At 71.0% G+C, this 16,985-nt stretch carries 19 protein-coding genes and 1 tRNA gene; 9 read left to right on the plus strand and 11 right to left on the minus strand.

Annotated elements, in window-relative coordinates; all coding sequences use genetic code 11:
* Positions 1-1,226: aldehyde dehydrogenase family protein (locus tag AB0B89_RS11375; protein ID WP_358551131.1), on the minus strand; the 1,226-nt coding region annotated here is incomplete at its 3' end.
* Between the two features lie 8 nt (positions 1,227-1,234).
* Positions 1,235-2,152, minus strand: a complete 918-nt coding sequence (locus AB0B89_RS11380; RefSeq protein WP_358551133.1) for a proline dehydrogenase family protein — start codon at positions 2,150-2,152, stop codon at positions 1,235-1,237.
* Between the two features lie 95 nt (positions 2,153-2,247).
* On the opposite strand from AB0B89_RS11380, the gene AB0B89_RS11385 reads away from it, so the two are divergent.
* Complete coding sequence (locus tag AB0B89_RS11385; RefSeq protein ID WP_358551135.1) at positions 2,248-3,321, plus strand: helix-turn-helix domain-containing protein; 1,074 nt, start codon at positions 2,248-2,250, stop codon at positions 3,319-3,321.
* Here the strand turns inward: AB0B89_RS11385 and AB0B89_RS11390 are convergent.
* Complete coding sequence (locus tag AB0B89_RS11390; RefSeq protein WP_358551137.1) at positions 3,306-4,439, minus strand: glycoside hydrolase family 16 protein; 1,134 nt, start codon at positions 4,437-4,439, stop codon at positions 3,306-3,308. The two genes, AB0B89_RS11385 and AB0B89_RS11390, sit on opposite strands and share 16 nt — an antisense overlap.
* 85 nt (positions 4,440-4,524) lie before the next feature.
* Here AB0B89_RS11390 and AB0B89_RS11395 point away from each other — a divergent pair, with 85 nt between their 5' ends.
* The gene (locus AB0B89_RS11395) at positions 4,525-4,788 is read left to right on the plus strand and encodes a hypothetical protein (RefSeq protein ID WP_358551139.1); all 264 of its coding nucleotides are present in this window, start codon (positions 4,525-4,527) and stop codon (positions 4,786-4,788) included.
* Positions 4,789-4,824: 36 nt separating this feature from the next.
* On the opposite strand, the gene AB0B89_RS11400 is transcribed toward AB0B89_RS11395, so the two are convergent.
* A complete protein-coding gene (locus tag AB0B89_RS11400) occupies positions 4,825-6,000 on the minus strand; it encodes a glycosyltransferase (protein WP_358551141.1) in 1,176 nt (391 codons plus the stop codon).
* A gap of 346 nt (positions 6,001-6,346) precedes the next feature.
* Positions 6,347-8,242, minus strand: a complete 1,896-nt coding sequence (locus tag AB0B89_RS11405; RefSeq protein ID WP_358551143.1) for a SpoIIE family protein phosphatase — start codon at positions 8,240-8,242, stop codon at positions 6,347-6,349.
* 130 nt (positions 8,243-8,372) lie between these two features.
* Between AB0B89_RS11405 and AB0B89_RS11410 the strand changes: the two genes are divergently transcribed.
* Complete coding sequence (locus AB0B89_RS11410; RefSeq protein ID WP_358551145.1) at positions 8,373-9,101, plus strand: GAF and ANTAR domain-containing protein; 729 nt, start codon at positions 8,373-8,375, stop codon at positions 9,099-9,101.
* Between the two features lie 26 nt (positions 9,102-9,127).
* On the opposite strand, the gene AB0B89_RS11415 is transcribed toward AB0B89_RS11410, so the two are convergent.
* Positions 9,128-9,496, minus strand: coding sequence for an STAS domain-containing protein (locus tag AB0B89_RS11415; RefSeq protein WP_358551147.1), 369 nt, complete (start codon positions 9,494-9,496; stop codon positions 9,128-9,130).
* Positions 9,497-9,721: 225 nt separating this feature from the next.
* Between AB0B89_RS11415 and AB0B89_RS11420 the strand changes: the two genes are divergently transcribed.
* The 3 genes from AB0B89_RS11420 to AB0B89_RS11430 all read left to right on the plus strand — a co-directional run bounded on the left by AB0B89_RS11420 (position 9,722) and on the right by AB0B89_RS11430 (position 12,524).
* The gene (locus tag AB0B89_RS11420) at positions 9,722-10,504 is read left to right on the plus strand and encodes a SigB/SigF/SigG family RNA polymerase sigma factor (RefSeq protein WP_358551149.1); all 783 of its coding nucleotides are present in this window, start codon (positions 9,722-9,724) and stop codon (positions 10,502-10,504) included.
* A gap of 249 nt (positions 10,505-10,753) precedes the next feature.
* On the plus strand, positions 10,754-11,116 hold the full coding sequence (locus tag AB0B89_RS11425; RefSeq protein WP_358551151.1) for an ATP-binding protein: 363 nt from the start codon (positions 10,754-10,756) through the stop codon (positions 11,114-11,116).
* 43 nt (positions 11,117-11,159) lie between these two features.
* Entirely contained in the window at positions 11,160-12,524 is a 1,365-nt protein-coding gene (locus AB0B89_RS11430; RefSeq protein ID WP_358551153.1) for an NAD(P)/FAD-dependent oxidoreductase, read from the plus strand.
* 175 nt (positions 12,525-12,699) lie between these two features.
* Here the strand turns inward: AB0B89_RS11430 and AB0B89_RS11435 are convergent, their stop codons facing one another.
* From AB0B89_RS11435 to AB0B89_RS11455, 5 genes are all read right to left on the minus strand, one after another.
* The gene (locus AB0B89_RS11435; RefSeq protein WP_358551155.1) at positions 12,700-13,119 is read right to left on the minus strand and encodes a CBS domain-containing protein; all 420 of its coding nucleotides are present in this window, start codon (positions 13,117-13,119) and stop codon (positions 12,700-12,702) included.
* 53 nt (positions 13,120-13,172) lie between these two features.
* Positions 13,173-13,358 (minus strand): hypothetical protein, encoded by a 186-nt coding sequence (locus AB0B89_RS11440; protein ID WP_358551157.1) that lies wholly within the window; start codon positions 13,356-13,358, stop codon positions 13,173-13,175.
* Positions 13,359-13,361: 3 nt separating this feature from the next.
* A complete protein-coding gene (locus AB0B89_RS11445) occupies positions 13,362-14,225 on the minus strand; it encodes a hypothetical protein (protein ID WP_358551159.1) in 864 nt (287 codons plus the stop codon).
* A gap of 6 nt (positions 14,226-14,231) precedes the next feature.
* Complete coding sequence (locus tag AB0B89_RS11450) at positions 14,232-15,011, minus strand: hypothetical protein (protein WP_358551161.1); 780 nt, start codon at positions 15,009-15,011, stop codon at positions 14,232-14,234.
* A 133-nt stretch (positions 15,012-15,144) separates the two neighbouring features.
* A complete protein-coding gene (locus AB0B89_RS11455; RefSeq protein ID WP_358551163.1) occupies positions 15,145-15,597 on the minus strand; it encodes a hypothetical protein in 453 nt (150 codons plus the stop codon).
* 215 nt (positions 15,598-15,812) lie between these two features.
* On the opposite strand from AB0B89_RS11455, the gene AB0B89_RS11460 reads away from it, so the two are divergent.
* From AB0B89_RS11460 to AB0B89_RS11470, 3 genes are all read left to right on the plus strand, one after another.
* Positions 15,813-15,886 (plus strand) — tRNA-Pro (locus AB0B89_RS11460).
* A gap of 409 nt (positions 15,887-16,295) precedes the next feature.
* The gene (locus AB0B89_RS11465) at positions 16,296-16,496 is read left to right on the plus strand and encodes a hypothetical protein (protein ID WP_358551165.1); all 201 of its coding nucleotides are present in this window, start codon (positions 16,296-16,298) and stop codon (positions 16,494-16,496) included.
* A 291-nt stretch (positions 16,497-16,787) separates the two neighbouring features.
* Entirely contained in the window at positions 16,788-16,925 is a 138-nt protein-coding gene (locus tag AB0B89_RS11470; protein ID WP_358551167.1) for a hypothetical protein, read from the plus strand.
* Positions 16,926-16,985 lie beyond the last annotated feature (60 nt).

A 16,985-nucleotide genomic window follows, 5' to 3' on the forward strand; every position in this document is an offset into this window, starting at 1 on the left:
GTTCCAAGAAGGGCTGCGACCACGGGCAGTGCGGCGCGTGCACGGTGCTGGTGGACGGCAGGCGGGTGTGCCCGGTCGATGGCGGCCCTGTTCTTGGCGAAGGACCGGGAGTCGATGACGGCGCCCATGAACGTCGACAGGTCGGCGGCCACGTCGCCCACCGTCAGGGACTCGGCCGTGGCCACGAGGTCGTCGCGGATCGCCGACCAGATCGAGCGCGGGACGTACGCGCGGGACGCCGCCGAGCACTTCTGGCCCTGGTACTCGAACGCGCCGCGGATCAGCGCCGTGGACAGCACGGCGGGGTCGGCGGAGGGGTGGGCGAGCACGAAGTCCTTGCCGCCGGTCTCACCGACCAGGCGCGGGTAGCCCCGGTAGGAGGCGATGTTGGCGCCGACCGTACCCCACAGGTGCTGGAAGGTGGCGGTGGAGCCGGTGAAGTGGATGCCGGCCAGGTTCGGGTCGGTCAGCGCGACCTCCGAGACGGCCGCGCCGTTGCCGGTCACCAGGTTGATGACGCCCGGCGGGAGCCCGGCCTCCTCCAGCAGTCGCATCGTGAAGTGGGCCGCGAACTGCTGCGTCGGCGACGGCTTCCAGACGACGACATTTCCCATCAACGCCGCAGAAGTCGGCAAATTTCCGGCGATGGCGGTGAAGTTGAACGGCGTGATCGCGAGCACGAAGCCTTCCAGCGGCCGGTACTCCATGCGGTTCCACACGCCCGGCGACGAGATCGGCTGCTCGGTGAGGAGCTGACGCGCGAACGACACGTTGAACCGCAGGAAGTCGATCAGCTCGCACGCGGCGTCGATCTCCGCCTGCTGCGCCGACTTCGACTGGCCGAGGATCGTGGCCGCGTTCAGCGTGGCGCGGCGCGGCCCGGCGAGCAGGTCCGCGGCCTTGAGGAAGATCGCGGCGCGCTCGTCGAACGACAGCGCCCGCCAGGCCGGAGCCGCCCTCAGCGCCGCGTCGACGGCGGCGCGCACGTCGGCGGCCGAGGCGTCCGCCGTACGGCCGAGCACGTGCGCGTGGTTGTGCGGCTGCACGACGTCGATCACGTCGCCCGAGCCCATGCGCTGCTCGCCGTCGATGGTCATCGTCAGGTCGATCGCGGAGCCGGAGAGCTCCTTGACGCGGCCCTCCAGCGCGGAACGCTCGGCGCTGCCGGGGGCGTAGCCGTAGATCGGCTCGTTGGCCGGGACGGGGACGTTGCTGACGGCATCCATGGAAGACCTCACTTGGAGCGGAGTGAACGCAGGAAGAAGGCGACGTTGGCGGGGCGCTCGGCGAGGCGGCGCATGAAGTAGCCGTACCAGTCGTCGCCGTAGGGGACGTAGACGCGGACCGAGGATCCGGCGCGGGCGAGCGCCTCCTGCTTGTCGGTCCTGATGCCGTAGAGCATCTGGTACTCGAAGGTCTCGCGCTCACGTCCCACGCGGTCGGCGAGCAGCTCGGTGATGGAGATGAGCCGGTCGTCGTGCGTGGCCACCATGGGGTAACCCTTCCCCTCCATGAGGATACGCAGGCACCGCACGTAGGCCTTGTCCACCTCGCCCTTGCCCTGGTGGGCCACGGAGGCCGGTTCGGCGTAGGCCCCCTTGACCAGGCGCACCCGGGACCCCTCGTGCGACAGCTCGCGCAGGTCGGCCTCACTGCGGAACAGGTAGGCCTGGACGGCGACCCCGGTCGCGGGGAAGTCCTCGCGCAGCGCGCGCAGGATCGACAGCGTGGAGTCGACCGTGGTGTGGTCCTCCATGTCGAGGGTCACGGTCGTCCCGGCGTCGCGCGCGGCGGCGCAGATCTCCCGGGCGTGGTCCAGGGCCAGGTCGTGGCCGAGCACCTGGCCGACGGCCGACAGCTTGACCGAGACCTCGGCGCGGCCCCCCAGCCCGAGCGGGCTCAGCGCGTCGAGCAGGGTCACGTAGGCCTTGACGGTCTCGGCGGCGGCCTTGGCGTCCGTGGTCTCCTCGCCGAGGTGGTCGAGGGTGACCGACAGGCGGGCGTCGGTGAGGCGCTGGACGGCGGTCAGCGCGTCCCCGGTGTCCTCGCCGGCGACGAACCGGTCGACCACGCGCCGGGTCACCGGGAAACCTGAGACGGCGCGGCGCGCGAGCGGGCTTCGCGAGACCGCGAGCAGTACGGAACCGAGCATGTTCACCACCATAAATCCGCAGCTCAATAGCCTTCCATGGACATCCGCCACGGGCCACGACTACCCCCTTCATACAGATGTATGACAATGGGCGGGTGGACCTGCAGGAAATCGTCGACGACATCGCCCGCCTCCTGGACTCCTCGGCGACGCTGGAGGACCGTACGTTCCAGTTGCTCGCGTACGCGGCCCAGAGCGGCGACATCGACACGGTGAGGAGCGAGTCGATCCTGCGCCGCCGCGCCTCCGACGAGGTCCGCGCCTACTTCGAGGACTACGGCATCGCCTCGGCGGCCGGGCCGGTCCGCATCCCCGCCGACGAGGGCCTCGGCGTGCTCGCCAGGGTCTGCGTCCCGCTGCGCCACCGCGAGGTGACGTACGGGTACCTCTGGCTGCTCGACTCTGGCTCACTGAGCGACCTGCGCCTGGCGAGCGTGTCGCCCCTGGTCGGCCGGGCCGCGGCCGTGCTCGCCCAGGAGGCCCGCAGCCGCCAGGACCTCGGCGCCCGCCTGCGGGACCTGCTGTCGGCCGACCCGGAGGTCCGCGCCTCGGCCGGTCTGGACCTCACCGGCCCCGTCGCCGCGATAGCCGTGCAGGCCGCCTCGGGGCGGGTCGCGCCGCTGTGGACCCTGCCGCGCGGGGTGCTCGCCGGCGCGAGCGACCCCCTCACCGCCGTCCTCGCCTCCGCCGCGCAGGCCCGGGCCGTCGCGGTGAGGGTCCAGGGCATGTACGGCACGGCCGCCGGCATAGGCGGCCCACGCGACGACCCGGCCGAGGCGTGGCGAAGCTGGCGGGAGGCCACGCTCGCCCTGCGCGTGGCCCAGCGGGTGCCGAGGTTCGCCCCCGTCGCCACCTGGGCCGAGCTGGGCGTCCATCGCGTGCTGGTGCGCCTGTCGGGGGCCGAGCTGGCCGATCTCGCGGCCGAGGCGGGGGCGCTGGACGGTGAGCTCGCCCGTACGGTCGAGACCTACCTCGACCAGGGAGGGCAGGCGCGCGAGACCGCCGCGCGGCTCGGCGTCCACCGCCAGACGCTGTACTACCGGCTGGCGAAGGCCGAACGCGTGACCGGCCTCGACCTCGCCGACGGCGAGAGCCGCCTCCTGCTCCACCTCGGACTCAAGGCGGCGGAGCTCCTCAAGGGCCCCGGCGCGCGTCAAGGAGCGCGGTAGATCCTGACCCAGTCGACGAACATCGACACCGTCTTCGGCGTCGAGGAGTCGCGGCAGGGCGACCACTGGTTGCAGACCACGTCGTTCTGCAGCGTCAGGTGCATCGGCCGGCCCTCGGGAACGCGCGGGCCCGTGTAGTCCCAGGTCTGCCTGCCGTCGAGCCAGAAGGTCAGGCGGCCGGGCAGCCAGTCGACGGCCACCGTGTGCCACTGGGTGAAGTCGGCGCGCACCTGGCTCTGCGCCTGCTCGGCCTCGCCCCTGTGGATGTAGATGCCGCCGGTCCGCCGGGTGGGGTCGATCACCTCGGCGAAGTCGATCTCGGAGTACTCGCCGCCCTGGCTGCTCGGCCACAGCAACGTGACCAGGGAGTACCCCGCGCCCACCTCCCCGCGGAAGCGCACCTCCCACCGTCCGTACGTCTGGGACAGGTGGCTCGCGACGCCGCCCGAGAGGTCCTTGCCGCCGTAGAAGCCGCCGGTCATCTGGAGCATGCCGTCGTGGACCGCCGTCGCCCGCGCCGTGCGCGGGTTCACCTGGGCGCCGGGGGAGTCGTACACCTCCCACTTGCTCCGGTCGATCCCCGTCCCGTCGAAGTCCTCCACGAACACCGGCGTGCCCCACCGGGAGCCGGCCGGCGGAAGGGCGCCGGGCGGCACGGAGGCGCGCACGCCCGGCGGCGGAGGCGAACCCAGCCCACCGGGCGGGCGGCCCCCTGGCGGCGGAGGCGAGCCGGGCCCCCCGGGCGGACGGCCCCCTGGCGGCGGAGGCGAGCCGGGCCCCCCGTACGGGCTCTCGCCCGGGGGAGGCGGGGAACCGGGCCGCCCGTACCGGTGGTCGTAGACCGGGGGCGGCGGATAGCCCGGGGCGTCGCCCTCGCCCGGCGGGCCGCCGTCGTCACCGGCAGGGCGGCTCGCGTAGCCGCTTGGAGGGCGGTTCGCGACCGGGCCGGCGTGCGGAGGGTGGCTCCGCGCCGCACTCGGGGGAGAGGCCGTGCCGTGGACGGCGGGCGGGCGCGTCGCGCTCCGGGAGTGGCCGTCGTACGGCCCGCCGTCGCCGGGGCTGGGACACAGGCTCAACGTCGTCGCCGCTACGATCATGTATGCGTCACGAATCGACATGCGCCCATGAAAGCAAGCATCTTCCCGCGCTCACAGTGTTATAGCGATTTGGCGTTCCCAGAGAGCTCGCACAGTTTCACGGAACGTGCTCGTCGGCACCGGCAGGTTCGTCGACGCGCACACCATCGAGGTGGTCGACGAGCACGGCAAGGGAAGCAAGGTCCCCGCCGACAAGATCATCATCGCCACCGGGACCCGGCCTGCCCGCCCCGGGAGCGTCGAGTTCGACGACCGCACGGTCATCGACTCCGACGGCATGATCCGGCTTGATCGAGATCCGCCGGATGGCCCGCTTCGCGGAGTGAGCGAGACGTCCGGACATGGGGGAGCCCGTGCCACCGGAGGGTGACACGGGCTCGGGCCGGGCGGGGGAGCGTGCGCCCGCTCAGGCGGCCTCGGCCTCCTCGACCTCGGCCTCGGCCTGCTGACGGCCCGTCACGTTGTCGTAGACGCGGACCAGCTCGCGGCTGATGCGCTCCATCGAGTAGCGCGAGCCGGCGCGGTCGGCGCCGGCGAAGCCGAGGGCCGTGCGGCGGGTGAGGTCGCCGAGGAGCTGGCGGATGCGGCGGGCGAGGACGGCGGGGTTGTCGGAGCGGACCAGCATGCCGGTCACGCCGTCGACCACCGAGTCGAGGTGGGCGCCCACGGCCGAGGCGACGACGGGGACGCCGCAGGCCATGGCCTCCAGGGCCACCTTGCCGTTGGGGACGGCGATCGGCAGCGAGAGCACCACGTCGGCGCTGCGCATCAGCTTGGCGATGCCGTTGTGGGGGACGTGTCCGAGAAGGGTGACGCGGTCCTCGACGCCGCACTCCTTGGCCAGCAGGCGCAGGCGCTCCAGGTCGTGCTCGGTGTCGGGCGCGCCCGGCACCGGGCCGCCGGCGATCAGCAGCTCGGCGCCGGGGATGCCGTCGAGCGCACGGATCGCGGTGTGCGCGCCGCCACCGGGGGTGATGTGGCCGACGTGAACGAGGCGGGGGCGGTCGCTCCGGGTGAGGGACGGGCCCTGGCGGCGGAAGCGCTCGACGTCGACGCCGTGCGGGACGACCGCGATGTTCCTGCGCGGCACGCCCATGCGGATCAGCTCGGCGGCCTCGTCGTCGCAGGAGGCGATGACCGCGTTGGCCCGGCGGCCGATCGCGCGCTCCAGCCGGACCCGCGCGGCATGGCCGCGGTCGGCGCCGGGCCGGATGCGGGACGACCCGAGCTGGTGGAAGGTCTGGGTGATCGGCACGCCGAGGCCCTCGGAGCCGGCGATGGCGGCGAGCCCGCCCGTCCATGAGTGGGCGTGGACGACGTCGGGGCGGTCCTTGCTCCACCGCTGCCTGAGCTGCGCGCTGAACTCGGAGATGTACGGCATGAGCGCGTTCTCCGGAAGCGGCTCCGCGGGGCCCGCCGTCAGGTACTCGATGGTCACGCCGGCCGCCACCTTCACCCGCGGCTTACGGTCGGCGGCGTTGCGGCGGGTGTACACGGTCACGCGGTGGGCACTGCTGAGCTCACGGGCGATGGCCGGGATGTCGGCGGGAAGATCGTGCACGGAGACGATGGCGATGTTCATGGCACACCTCAGGGGAGTCGGGTCGCGTCGACCCACAGACGTACTGAGTTGTGCCTGCGTCTTAGGCACTGAATCTGTGACTCAGTGTACCGGTGTCCGGAACAGGGGAAACCCCCCAAGGTAAAAAAATCTCAATAGAGCGCCCGCGAAAGCGCCTGACCTGGGCGGACAGTCCCAAAGGAAACTTCTGTCCTGAGCGCACGGATGGTCACCGGATCTCACCCCCCGGCGACCCGCGGACCCGGTACGGCCTCACCGGCGGAACCCGCCCGGACGGGCGGGAAGCCGTGCGTGCCATGTCGAACGCAAGCCCGTTTCCTGGACGGGCGTGGGGGCGGCGGGCCCTTCAGCGGGTGCGGCGCAGGGCGAGGATGGTGGTCTCGTCGAGCACCTGACCGCCGCAGAAGGCCTGGTGGTCCTCCTCGACCGCCTTGACGACCGCGCCGGCCGACTGCCCGGAGCAGCGCGTGAGCACCTCGGTGAGGCGTCCCTCGCCGTACGCCAGCTCGGCCTGGCCCGTACGGCCGCGCGAGCCGGCGAGCCCGTCGGAGTACAGCACCAGGCTCTCGCCGAGGGCGACGCTGACCTCCTCGACAGGGATCTCCGCGCCCGTCTCGATGCCGAGCGGCATGCCGCCTCCCGAGGTGAAGCGCACCCCGCCGTCGCCCTTCAGGACCGCGGGAGGATGGTTGCCCGCCGAGGCCAGCCGGATGCGGCCCCCGCGCCTGCCGGGGGTGACGAACCCGGCGGCCACCATGACGAACATGCCGGTGTCCTGCATCACCAGGGCGTCGTTGAGCTTGGCCACCACCGATCCTGGGTCGTCCTCCCACACGCTGAGCGTGCGCAGGCCGCCGCGCACCATCGCGGTGACCGACGCGGCCTCGTCGCCCTGGCCGACCACGCCGCCGACGGCGAAGCCCCAGCCGTTCTTGACGCGGAAGACGTCGTAGAACTCCCCGCCGATCGCCCTCGGCCCGGCGCCGGTGTGGTACGCCGCCGCCGTGTCGTAGCCGGGGACGTCCGGCAGGGTGCGCGGCAGCACCCCGGTCTGCAGGGTGTCGGCGGCCTGTGACCTGCCCTGGAAGAGGCGCTGCGCGCGCAGGGCCAGCCCGATGTGGGCGCCGGCGTCCTCCATCAGGGCGAGGTCGGCGAGGCCGAACGGGGGCCGGTCGCGCAGCCGCAGCAGCGTGACGACGCCGTGGGTCTCCTCGCCCGCCTGGATGGGGACGCTCAGCACCGAACCGGCCCGCGTCGCGTGCAGGACCGGGATGCCGTCGGGCAGCACGCCGAGCACCGAGTCGTCCTCGACCATCTCCTGCACCACGCCCCCCTCGCTCGCGAGCACGTGGGCGACGAGCGGGGCCGCCGAGGGGTCCATGCGCTCCAGGGTCTGCACCAGGCGCGCCACCGGCTGGTTGGTGGGCCCGATGACCAGCGACCGCTGCGCCACGCCGTTACGGACCACGTCGGCGAACACCCAGTCGGCCGTATGGGAGGCCAGCAGCCGGCCCGCCCGGATCAGCGCCACCGGCTCGCTCAGGCTCTCCTCGTCCAGGAGCAGGCGGGTGAGCCGCGACATCAGCTCCTGACGCCGGGCCGTGGCCATCACGGCCGACTCCTCGGGCGCCGACTCGGGCTCGGCCCCCTGCCCCGGCTCCGGCATCCGCACCTCGACCGGCAGCGCCACCGCGGCGATCATCTCCTGGGGCTCCCCGGGCATGCGGAGCTGGGTCAGGACGAGCCGTACGTTGTGGGCGCGGCCCTGGTGGGCCAGCCGCGTCGGGAAGGCCGCCGTCTCCCCGGTGTGGAGCACGGAGGTCAGGTGCGAGCGGAAGGCGGCCCGGCGGGAGACGTCCACCAGCAGCGGGAAGGCCCGGCCCGTCAGGTAGCCGTCCGGGCTGCCGAGCAGGCGGGAGGCCTCGGCGTTCACGCGCCGCACCGTGCCCGCGGTGTCGAGGACGACGACCGGCACCGGCATGGTGCGGTAGATGGTGCGCAGCAGCTTCAGCTCGCGGTTGGAACTGCTCTCCTTGCCGCCCGACCTGCGTCGCGACTTGCTCAGCTCGCCGATCGAGGCGCGCAGGAGGTCGCGGGCGGTCTCCAGTTCCACGAGCGCCGCGTCCAGCGTCGGACCCGGGTCGCCGGGGTAGGCCGAGCGCGCGTCGCGAAGGGACGATATGCGGGCCGTGAGCCCGCTCAGCGCCTGTTCGAGCGCGGGAACATCAGTAGGGTCGGTCAATTGTGGTCCTTCGTATGGCCGAGGGGAGCGTGGGTTCCCCTGCTAGACCGTACGTCAAGAAGACGCTTCCCATCGATGAGCACCTCGCGGTTGGAATTAACCTGGCATTCAAGGGAAACGGGAGCCTTGTATGGAGACCATGAGGATGTTCAGCCCCGCCCTCGCCCGGGACCTCGCGGCCCTCGGCCGCGTCCACGAGGGCACCTCGATGGAGAGCGTGCTGCGGGGCATCACGGGCGCCGTGGCCGTCGGCGTGCCCGGCTGCGCCGGCGGCACGGTCGAGCTGCGCCGCGAGGAGCGGCTCATGCTCTCCGCGTCCCACAGCGACCTGATCGCGCTGGTCGACCGGGAGCAGGCGCTCGGCGAGGGTCCCTCCTCCGAGGCGCTGGCCACGGGCAGGAACGTCGTCGTCACCGATGTGCTGCTCGACCCCCGCTGGCCCCGGTACGCCGCGACGGCCGTCAAGCACGGTGTGCGCTCGATCCTCGTGCTGCCGATCGCCGTCGACGGCGCGACGCTCGTCCTCGGCCTGTACGCGGTGCGGCCGGGCGCGTTCGCCGGCGGCTCGGCCGAGTCGCTCGCCACCCTGCTCACCGAGCAGCTCACGGTGGCCCTGGCCAACATCTCCGACTACGACGACGTGCTCACCGACGCGGCGCAGCTCCAGGAGGCGCTCGCGGGCCGCGCGGTGATCGACCAGGCGAAGGGCATCATCATGCACGCCAGCGGCTGCTCGTCCGAGGCGGCCTTCGACGAGCTGCGCCGCCTGTCGCAGCACCACCAGGTCAAGGTCGCCGACCTGGCCCGCCTGCTGGTCAGCGAGCACCAGAGCAAGCACGGCGGGGCCGCGCCGTCCTGACCGTCCTTCACGATCGGCCGCGCCGTTCAGGCCCTGAAGGCCGCCAGCGCCTCGTCGAGGGTGTCGTACAGCGGGAGGCGCTGGGCGAGGCCGGTCACCCACATGACCTTGGAGTTGGAGTACTGCACTCCGACCAGGGCGAAGTGGCCCTGCGCCGCCATCGTGCGCTGCCAGTGGTGCACGATCAGCCCGAGCGCACGGGAGTCCATGAACGTGACGCCGGCCAGGTCGAGGACCAGATCGGGCCCGTAGTCGTCGGCGATCTCGGCGAGCCGGTCGGTGAACTGCTCCCGCGTGGTCGCGTCGAGGATGCCGGTCACCTTGACCACGGGCACCCCCTCGGCGACCGCCGAAGTAAGGGTCAGGGCCGAATCTGCCCTATCTGGAACGGTCACCACGCGCCTCCTCGCCGCTTCCCTGGCGCATGGCGCCAACCCCATCGGGGGGTCAATCGCAACATTACTGTTGCCTGGGGGGTAGCAATACTCTTGATTTTTAGGGAATACTGGAGCCGAGGTCCAGCAGAGGGCCTCGTCTCGACAGTAGTACGCGAGGCGATGTCGGCTCTGCATGGGCATTGCCGGTTGCGCCTCGCTTGCAAGGCATACGAGGGAGCAGCAATGGCTGCCGAGGACCGCACTTTCCCCCAGACCGACGTCACCGCCGAAGACCTCCTGCGCGAGCTCGTGGAGCCGGGCGTCACCGAGGACCGGCGAGCGCGGCTGCGCGAGATGATCGTCGAGATGCACCTCCCCATGGCCAGGGAGATCTCCCGCCGGTACCTCCACCGGGGCGAGCCCATGGAAGACCTGCTCCAGGCCGCGTACGTGGGCCTGATGAAGGCGATCAACGGATTCGACGCCGAGCTGGGACACAGCTTCAGAGGCTATGCCATGGTGACCATGACCGGCGAAGTGAAGCGGCACTTCCGCGACAGGACCTGGGCCGTCCGGGTCCCGCGCCTCTACCAGGAGCGGCGTTCCGAGCTCAACCGGCTCGTCGCCGACTTCACCCAGGAGCTCGGCAGGTTCCCCACCGTCGCCGAGCTGGCCAAGAGGATGGGCATCTCCGAGGAGGACATGCTCCTCACGATGGACGCCTCCGCCGCGTACAGCACCCTGTCGCTGGACGCCCCGATGGGCGCCGACGACGACGCCGCCGCGCTCGGGGACCTGATCCCGGACGAGGACGACGAGCTGGCCACGCTCGTGGACCGCGAGGCCATCAAGCCCCTGATCGACCAGCTGCCGGAGCGCGAGCGCAACATCCTGCTCCTGCGCTACTACGGCAACATGACCCAGGCCGAGATCGCCGCCGAGTTCGGCATCTCCCAGATGCACGTGTCCCGCATCCTGCGCAAGGTTCTCGACCAGCTCCGGTCGCAGCTGGTCGCCACTTGCTGATTAATCCGCCCCTCCCGGGGCACTCAACCGCCGAACAGAAGTTACGCGGAGGGGGCACTTCCCTCACGAACCGGCAACCCGGGGTATCTTCGTCGGTGTAAATCGGCGGCCCCGGGTGCAGGGTGACCTTTCAAGCTGATCGCTCTTGGAGGCGGTTATCGGGTGAACGAGGACGAAGTCCCTCCTCCCCGCTTCCTCACGGACGGGAGCGGCCCTTCGCCGCTTCCGTCCGGCGCGGCGGTCAGGGAAATGACGTTCTGTGTGGGAGACCTCCCGGACGTCCGAGACTTCGCCGCCCTCCAGGCCCGCCGGGCGGGCATGGTCGAGGGGGACATCGGCGACTACCTGGTCGCCGTCAACGAGGTCGCCACCAACGCCGTGACGCACGGAGCCGCCAAGGCGCGGGTGCGCGTGTGGTGCGAGGGCGGCGACCTCCTGGTCGACGTCCACGACGACGGCCACTGGATCCCCGGCGAGGCGCCGGGCATGATCGCCCCGCACGACTACTCGACCAGCGGGATGGGCCTGTGGGTGGCCAGGCGGCTGACGAAGAAGCTCACCCTCAAAACCGGCGCAAACGGGACGAACGTCGTAATGCGCTTCAAGCTCTGACAAATCTCTGTATGTCGCTCTCCGGTGGGGTACGTCCCGGGGTATGACTCAGCGAATCCCTCGGGTGCTCATCGTGGGAGGCGGCTATGTCGGCATGTTCGTGGCCCTCCGCCTGCAGAGGAAGCTCCGCCGGTACGAGGCCCGCGTGACCGTGGCCGACCTGGACTCCTACATGACCTACCAGCCTTTCCTGCCGGAGGCGGCGGCCGGCAGCGTGGAGCCGAGGCACGTCGTGGTCTTCCTGCGCCGCGTGCTGCCGGGATGCGAGATCCTCAGCGGCAGGGTGACCAGGGTCGACCTGGCCTCGCGCTCGGCCGACTTCGAGCCCTACGAGGGGCCGGGTCGCCGGCTCGAATACGACTATCTCGTGTTCGCGCCCGGTTCGGTCTCCCGTACGCTCCCGATCCCCGGACTCGCCGAGTGCGGAATCGGCTTCAAGACCCTGGAAGAGGCCATCCACCTGCGCAACCACGTGCTCGCCAAGCTCGACCTGGTGGCCTCGACCACCGACGAGCGGGTACGGCGGCGGGCGCTGGCGTTCGTCTTCGTGGGCGGGGGCTTCGCCGGTGTCGAGGCCCTGGCCGAGCTGGAGGACATGGCGACCGAGGCGTGCCGCTACTTCCCCGCCATCAGGCCGTGGGACATGCGCTGGACGCTCGTCGAGGCCAGCGACAAGATCCTTCCCGAGGTCGGCGCCGAGATGGGGGAGTGGACCGCCGAGCAGCTCCGCGGGCGGGGCATCGAGGTCCGGACGAACACCCTGCTCAGATCGGCCGAGAATCACCACATCGTGCTCAGCGACGGCGACGAGTTCGACGCCGACACCCTGGTGTGGACGGCGGGCGTCAGGCCGAACCCGCTGGTCAGGTCCGGCGACCTGCCGCTCGACGCCCACGATCGGGTCAAGGTCGACGCGTGCCTCCTCGTCCAGGGCACATCCTTCGCCTTCGCGGCCGGTGACTGCGCCGCGGTGCCCGACCTCACAAGACCGGGGGAGACGACCCCGGCCAACGCCCAGCACGCCGTGCGGCAGGCCGGGCGGCTGGCCGACAACCTCCTGGCCACCCTGCGCGGCGGGAGGCGCGAGCCGTACGTGCACAGGAGCGCCGGCTCGGTGGCGAGCCTCGGGCTCTACAAGGGCGTCGCCAACATCTACGGGCACAAGGTCCGGGGATTCCCCGCCTGGCTGCTGCACCGGGCGTACCACCTGTCGAAGGTCCCGACGTTCAACAAGAAGACCCGCGTCCTGGTCGACTGGACGCTGGGCTTCTTCTTCCGGCGCGAGATCGTCTCTCTGGGCGCCATGCAGGACCCCCGCCAGGAGTTCGAGTTCGCCGCCCGCTCCGGCCACCGAGAGGCCCGCGAGCGCCCTCCCGCCCACTCAGGAGCCGCCCGGCTCGGCGGCTAGCCCCGGCACGCGAAAGGGCGCCGCCCCGGCGGGGCGGCGCCCTTTCTCTCAGACCGCGCGACCCGAGGCCCGGTTGGGTCGGCACGGCGTCTTTGGCGCGCTTCCGGCTGAGAAACCCCGTCCGAGCCTTCGCCCGGCTCCAGAGCGGCTCCAGCGCGTCGCGGCCCCCGGCGGCTCAGCCGTTCGGGGGAGCGCCGCTGATCTCGGAGAGCGGCGAGGAGGGCTCACGCTCCAGCGCCATGTCCCCGAGGGAGACGATGCCGACGGGACGGCCGTGGTCCACGACCGGCACCCGCCGCACGGCCTTCTCCCGCATCAGCCGTATGACCTCGTCGGCGCTCTGGTCGGGCCGTACGGTGACCAGCTCGGAGCTGCACAGCGACCCAAGGGGCGTCGAGTCGGCGTCCCGGGCCTCGGCGACGGCGCGTACGACGATGTCGCGATCGGTGACGACCCCGCACAACCGGTCGTCCTTGGTCACCAGCACGTCGCCGATGGCCTGGTCCCGCATGAGGCGAGCGGCCTTGGAGACCGACGCGTCGGCGGGCAGGCAGATCGGCCGGTGCGTCATGACGTCCCGTACCTTCTGGTTCATCCTGGACACCCCATCTCTGCTTGGTCCGTGTATCTCTGGCTGGTCTCTGGCGCTCAGCGGCGGGCGCGTCCGCGCCAGCTGTGGCCGCTGACGGTCGAGGTGCCGATGCCGGCCTGGTGCAGGGCCAGCAGGCACAGCCCGAGCGCGATCAGCGCCGTGGTGGAGACGCCGATGCTGGTGCCGATGAGACTGAAGAGAAAGGCGATACCGAAGACGATCGCCGCGGCGATGGCGAGCATCGCTTACCTCACTTCCTGTGAAGCCGGGAGGCTTCCGTGCCCGGCGGTCGAGTAGGAGAGCCCTACGAGCTCTTCGAGCAGGGAGCGGTAGTCGCGCAGAGCCAGCCGGAGCTGCTCGGTGTCACCCTGGTCGCTGTTCTTCCAGCGGTCGACGAGCCCCTGCCTGCGCGAGGTGAGGGCCGTCACGGCCTCCTCGACGAGCTGGTCGGCCCGCTCGACGGCGTCCCGGGGGTCGTCGACGAAACCGGCCTGGACCTCGCGCCAGCGCTGCTGGAAGTCGGCGGATCCGGTTCCCTGCTCCGGGTGGCCGGTCTCGGAGCGATGCGCGTCGTTGTCGTTCACGCTGCCGCTCGTGGCCAGGACGGGCTCCGGCTCCAGGTCGGGAACCCCGGCCGTCAGCCCGCCGTCGTCGTCGGACCGGGTCGGGTAGTCGGCCTCGTCCGGGTACACGATGAGATCAGCCTGCTCGTCCTGCTTCGCCCGCACGGCTTCGGCGTCCGGCTCACCGAAACCCGGGACACGGTCCCGCTCGGAGACACCGTCCGCGAACCCGGTGCCCGCGGGCCCGTCCGGATCCGTGGGCTCGTCCCGCCCGGTCATGCCCCCCGGCTCGGAGAAGTCGTCGCGTCCGGTGAAGTCGTTCCGCCCGGTGAGGTCGTCGCGTTCGGTGAGCTCGTCGTCGTCAGTCAGCTCGTGCCTGCCCCGGTCGTGGTCCGCGTGGTCGTAGGCGGTATCGACCTCACCCGTACGGTCGCCGGCGCGCTCGCCGTCCGTACGGCCGTCCGCCGTGCCGGCGGGGTCAAGGACCTGGCCGGTCTCCGGGTCGCGGAGCGGCTCGCCTGTGGTGTCTCGGCGATAGGATTCCATCGCTGGTCAGCCTCCCTGGGTGTTGCGATGCGAGGTACGGTCCTCGGCCAGTCGAGCGTCGTTCACGGCTGCCCTGTGGTCGCGATCCACGGCCTCACGGCCGTTGACGTCCGCGGTTCCCCTGTAGCCGGGGTCCACGGCCTCACGGCGGTCGGCGGTTCCCCTGTGTGCGGGGTCCACGGCCTCACGGCGGTCAGTGTCGACGGTTCCCCGGCGGTCCGGGGTCATGGTCTCCCGGTCGCCACGGCCGGAGGCGGTGGTGTCTTCCAGCAGCTCCTCGAACAGGGCGCGGTAGTGCACCATGGCCTGTCGCAGCTCCTCGGTCGACGCCTCCTGCCTGGCCGCCCGGCTGCTGATCTCGTGGGCCTTGCGGTAGTGGTCGAGGGTCGGGCCGTGGACGACCGACAGGTCGGACACCTGCTGCTCGAATCCCTCGGTGGGGTAGCCCCGGTCCGCCATGACGGCGGTCACGAGGTGGTCGGCCTCGGTGACGGCGAAGCCGGGAGCGTCGACGAACCGCTCCTGCACCTCGGTCCACTTCTTGGAATAGGTCGATCGGGTCTCCGGAGCAAGCGGCCTGATGTCCAGCTTCGCGTGACGCTGCTCACGTTCGAGCAGCTCCTGCTCCGCCTCGCGACGGTTGTCGCGTTCGCTCACGGTCCGCTCGTACTCGGGGCCGAAGCGCTCTTGGAGCCGGTGCCTGCGCTGTCGCTGCGTCACGAGGTAGCCGACGGCCAAGATCGCCACCACCGCGGCTACAACGACGGCCACCCAGGTGATGGTCATGTCTGCCTCCGGTTATGTGTGCCTTTGTAACCCCCCGACTGCCCGAGATGGAGACCGCAAAACAGACTCGACGCATGCATTAGGTCAAGTGATCAGCCACGCCCCGTAGCCCAGGGGTCCCAGCCGGCAGCCCCTACCCGTCGTCCTCGTCCGCAGGGACGCCTTCCCGCTGGGCGAGCCTGTCCAGCGCGTCGTCCAGTACGGCCCGGATGTGGGAGCCCCCGCCGGCGGGCACCTCGTGGAACCCCTCTTCCGGGCCGTAGGCGATGTCCAGGTCACCGTCGACCAGCCTTTGTGCCCAGCGCAGAGCCGTGTTGATCTTGGTCTGTGGCACGGCGCCGCCCTGGGCGATCGCGGAGAGGTTCCTCAGATTGGTGGCGGGGCCGGTCTGGTTGTGGGCGCGATTCAGTTTCCACGGGATGGCCTTGCTGTGGTCGAGCATCGGCTTGGCGAGGCCCGCGTTCCGCTTCGCCTGCAGAATCCCCGACTCGGTCACCCCGAAGTGCCCGGCCAGCTCCGCGTTGGACCGCCCCTCGGCGACGAGCCGCCGCAGCTCTTCCCGCTCGATGTGCGCCTTCCGCCCCATTAGCCCATCCCACTCTCGAACGTCCCACCAGTCACACAGCCCTATGTTCCCCGCCGCCTGATCATCCGTCATCCCCAGACGTCCCCCCGCCGGCCACACATCGCGCGGTCCCGTAGGCATTCGTCGCGCGGCGGACGGGCCTCCGCCGCAGGGGCAGCCGTACACACGACCCCTAGATCTGCGCTAAGGTTGTTCTTGCTCGCCTCGGTGAGCAACGGGACGTAGCGCAGCTTGGTAGCGCACTTGACTGGGGGTCAAGGGGTCGCAGGTTCAAATCCTGTCGTCCCGACACTGTTTCGGCAGGTCGGAGCCGTGATCGCGAGGGATGCGATCACGGCTTTCTGTTTCTCGTTGCTCGTTTGTTGCTCGGACGAGACGTCAGTTGCCGACACCCGGCTGCCCGTCATTGCCGCAGGCTGCCGCCTGTTGCGGCGGCTCGAAGCCGATGGGCACGCGGAATGTTCAAATGGCTACTCGCAACTGGCCGTCGACCCGGTCTGATCTACAACGTAAAGGACGTGAGTGGATGATCTTCTTTTCCTCCTGATGGCATGGAACAGCAGGGTCGCGGAGAATGGTTCCACCGTGGATCCCGCAGGGGCTTGCGGCGGCCAGCCCGCAGGGTCACGGACGACGGAGGGCCGCCCACCCCAGATTCAAGGTCACCTACACGCCCAAGCACGCCAGCTGGCTTCTCGGTGCTGACCCGCCGCCTGCTCCGTCGTGGCGAGTTCACCTCCCGCGAGGACCTGATGGAGCAGATCGACACGTTCACCATCCGGCACAACGCCAGCGCCCAGCCGTACCGGTGGCGCTATGACGCCCACGCCAACCACGTCCGCTACCTCACCCGGCGCGATCAGGAACAGGCCCGCGCGAGTCCATCGGGAGGCCGTTGAGTCCGCGATCCGCGTCCGGCTCCAGCAGGATCGGCCGGAAGCCCAGCTCAGCGCCGAACCGCAGGAGGTGACCCGCCACCGGGGAGGCGAACACCGCGACGAGCGTCGGCCGCGTCCCCTCCAAGGGCGCGTCGCCGTGGGCGGCGTCGCACGCGGGGTCCTCATCATGGCTGTGGGTCATGACAGCAGTCTCTCAGGTGACGCGAGGGCTGTCCGGCCAGGCGTGGCGCCCGCGCCAAGATCCAATAGATCGGGGCCTCAGCCCTGGATCCGAAGAGCGGGGAGCCGGCCGTGTTCTCGGGGGATCTGGTCGACGGGGACGACGGCCGTAGCTCCTTCGACTTCCCGTCCGGGCTGCTGGACCGGACCGAGTGGGCCCATCTGCTGCTGCGGGGGGTCAAGACACTGAGCGACGGCGACGGCGCGTGAGGCGGGCAGGGGACGGTGCTGATCGCGGAGCGGACGTGGCGGCATAGGGTGTCACCCGGT

The organism is Sphaerisporangium sp. NPDC049002 (genome assembly GCF_040649355.1).
Lineage (GTDB): Bacteria > Actinomycetota > Actinomycetes > Streptosporangiales > Streptosporangiaceae > Sphaerisporangium.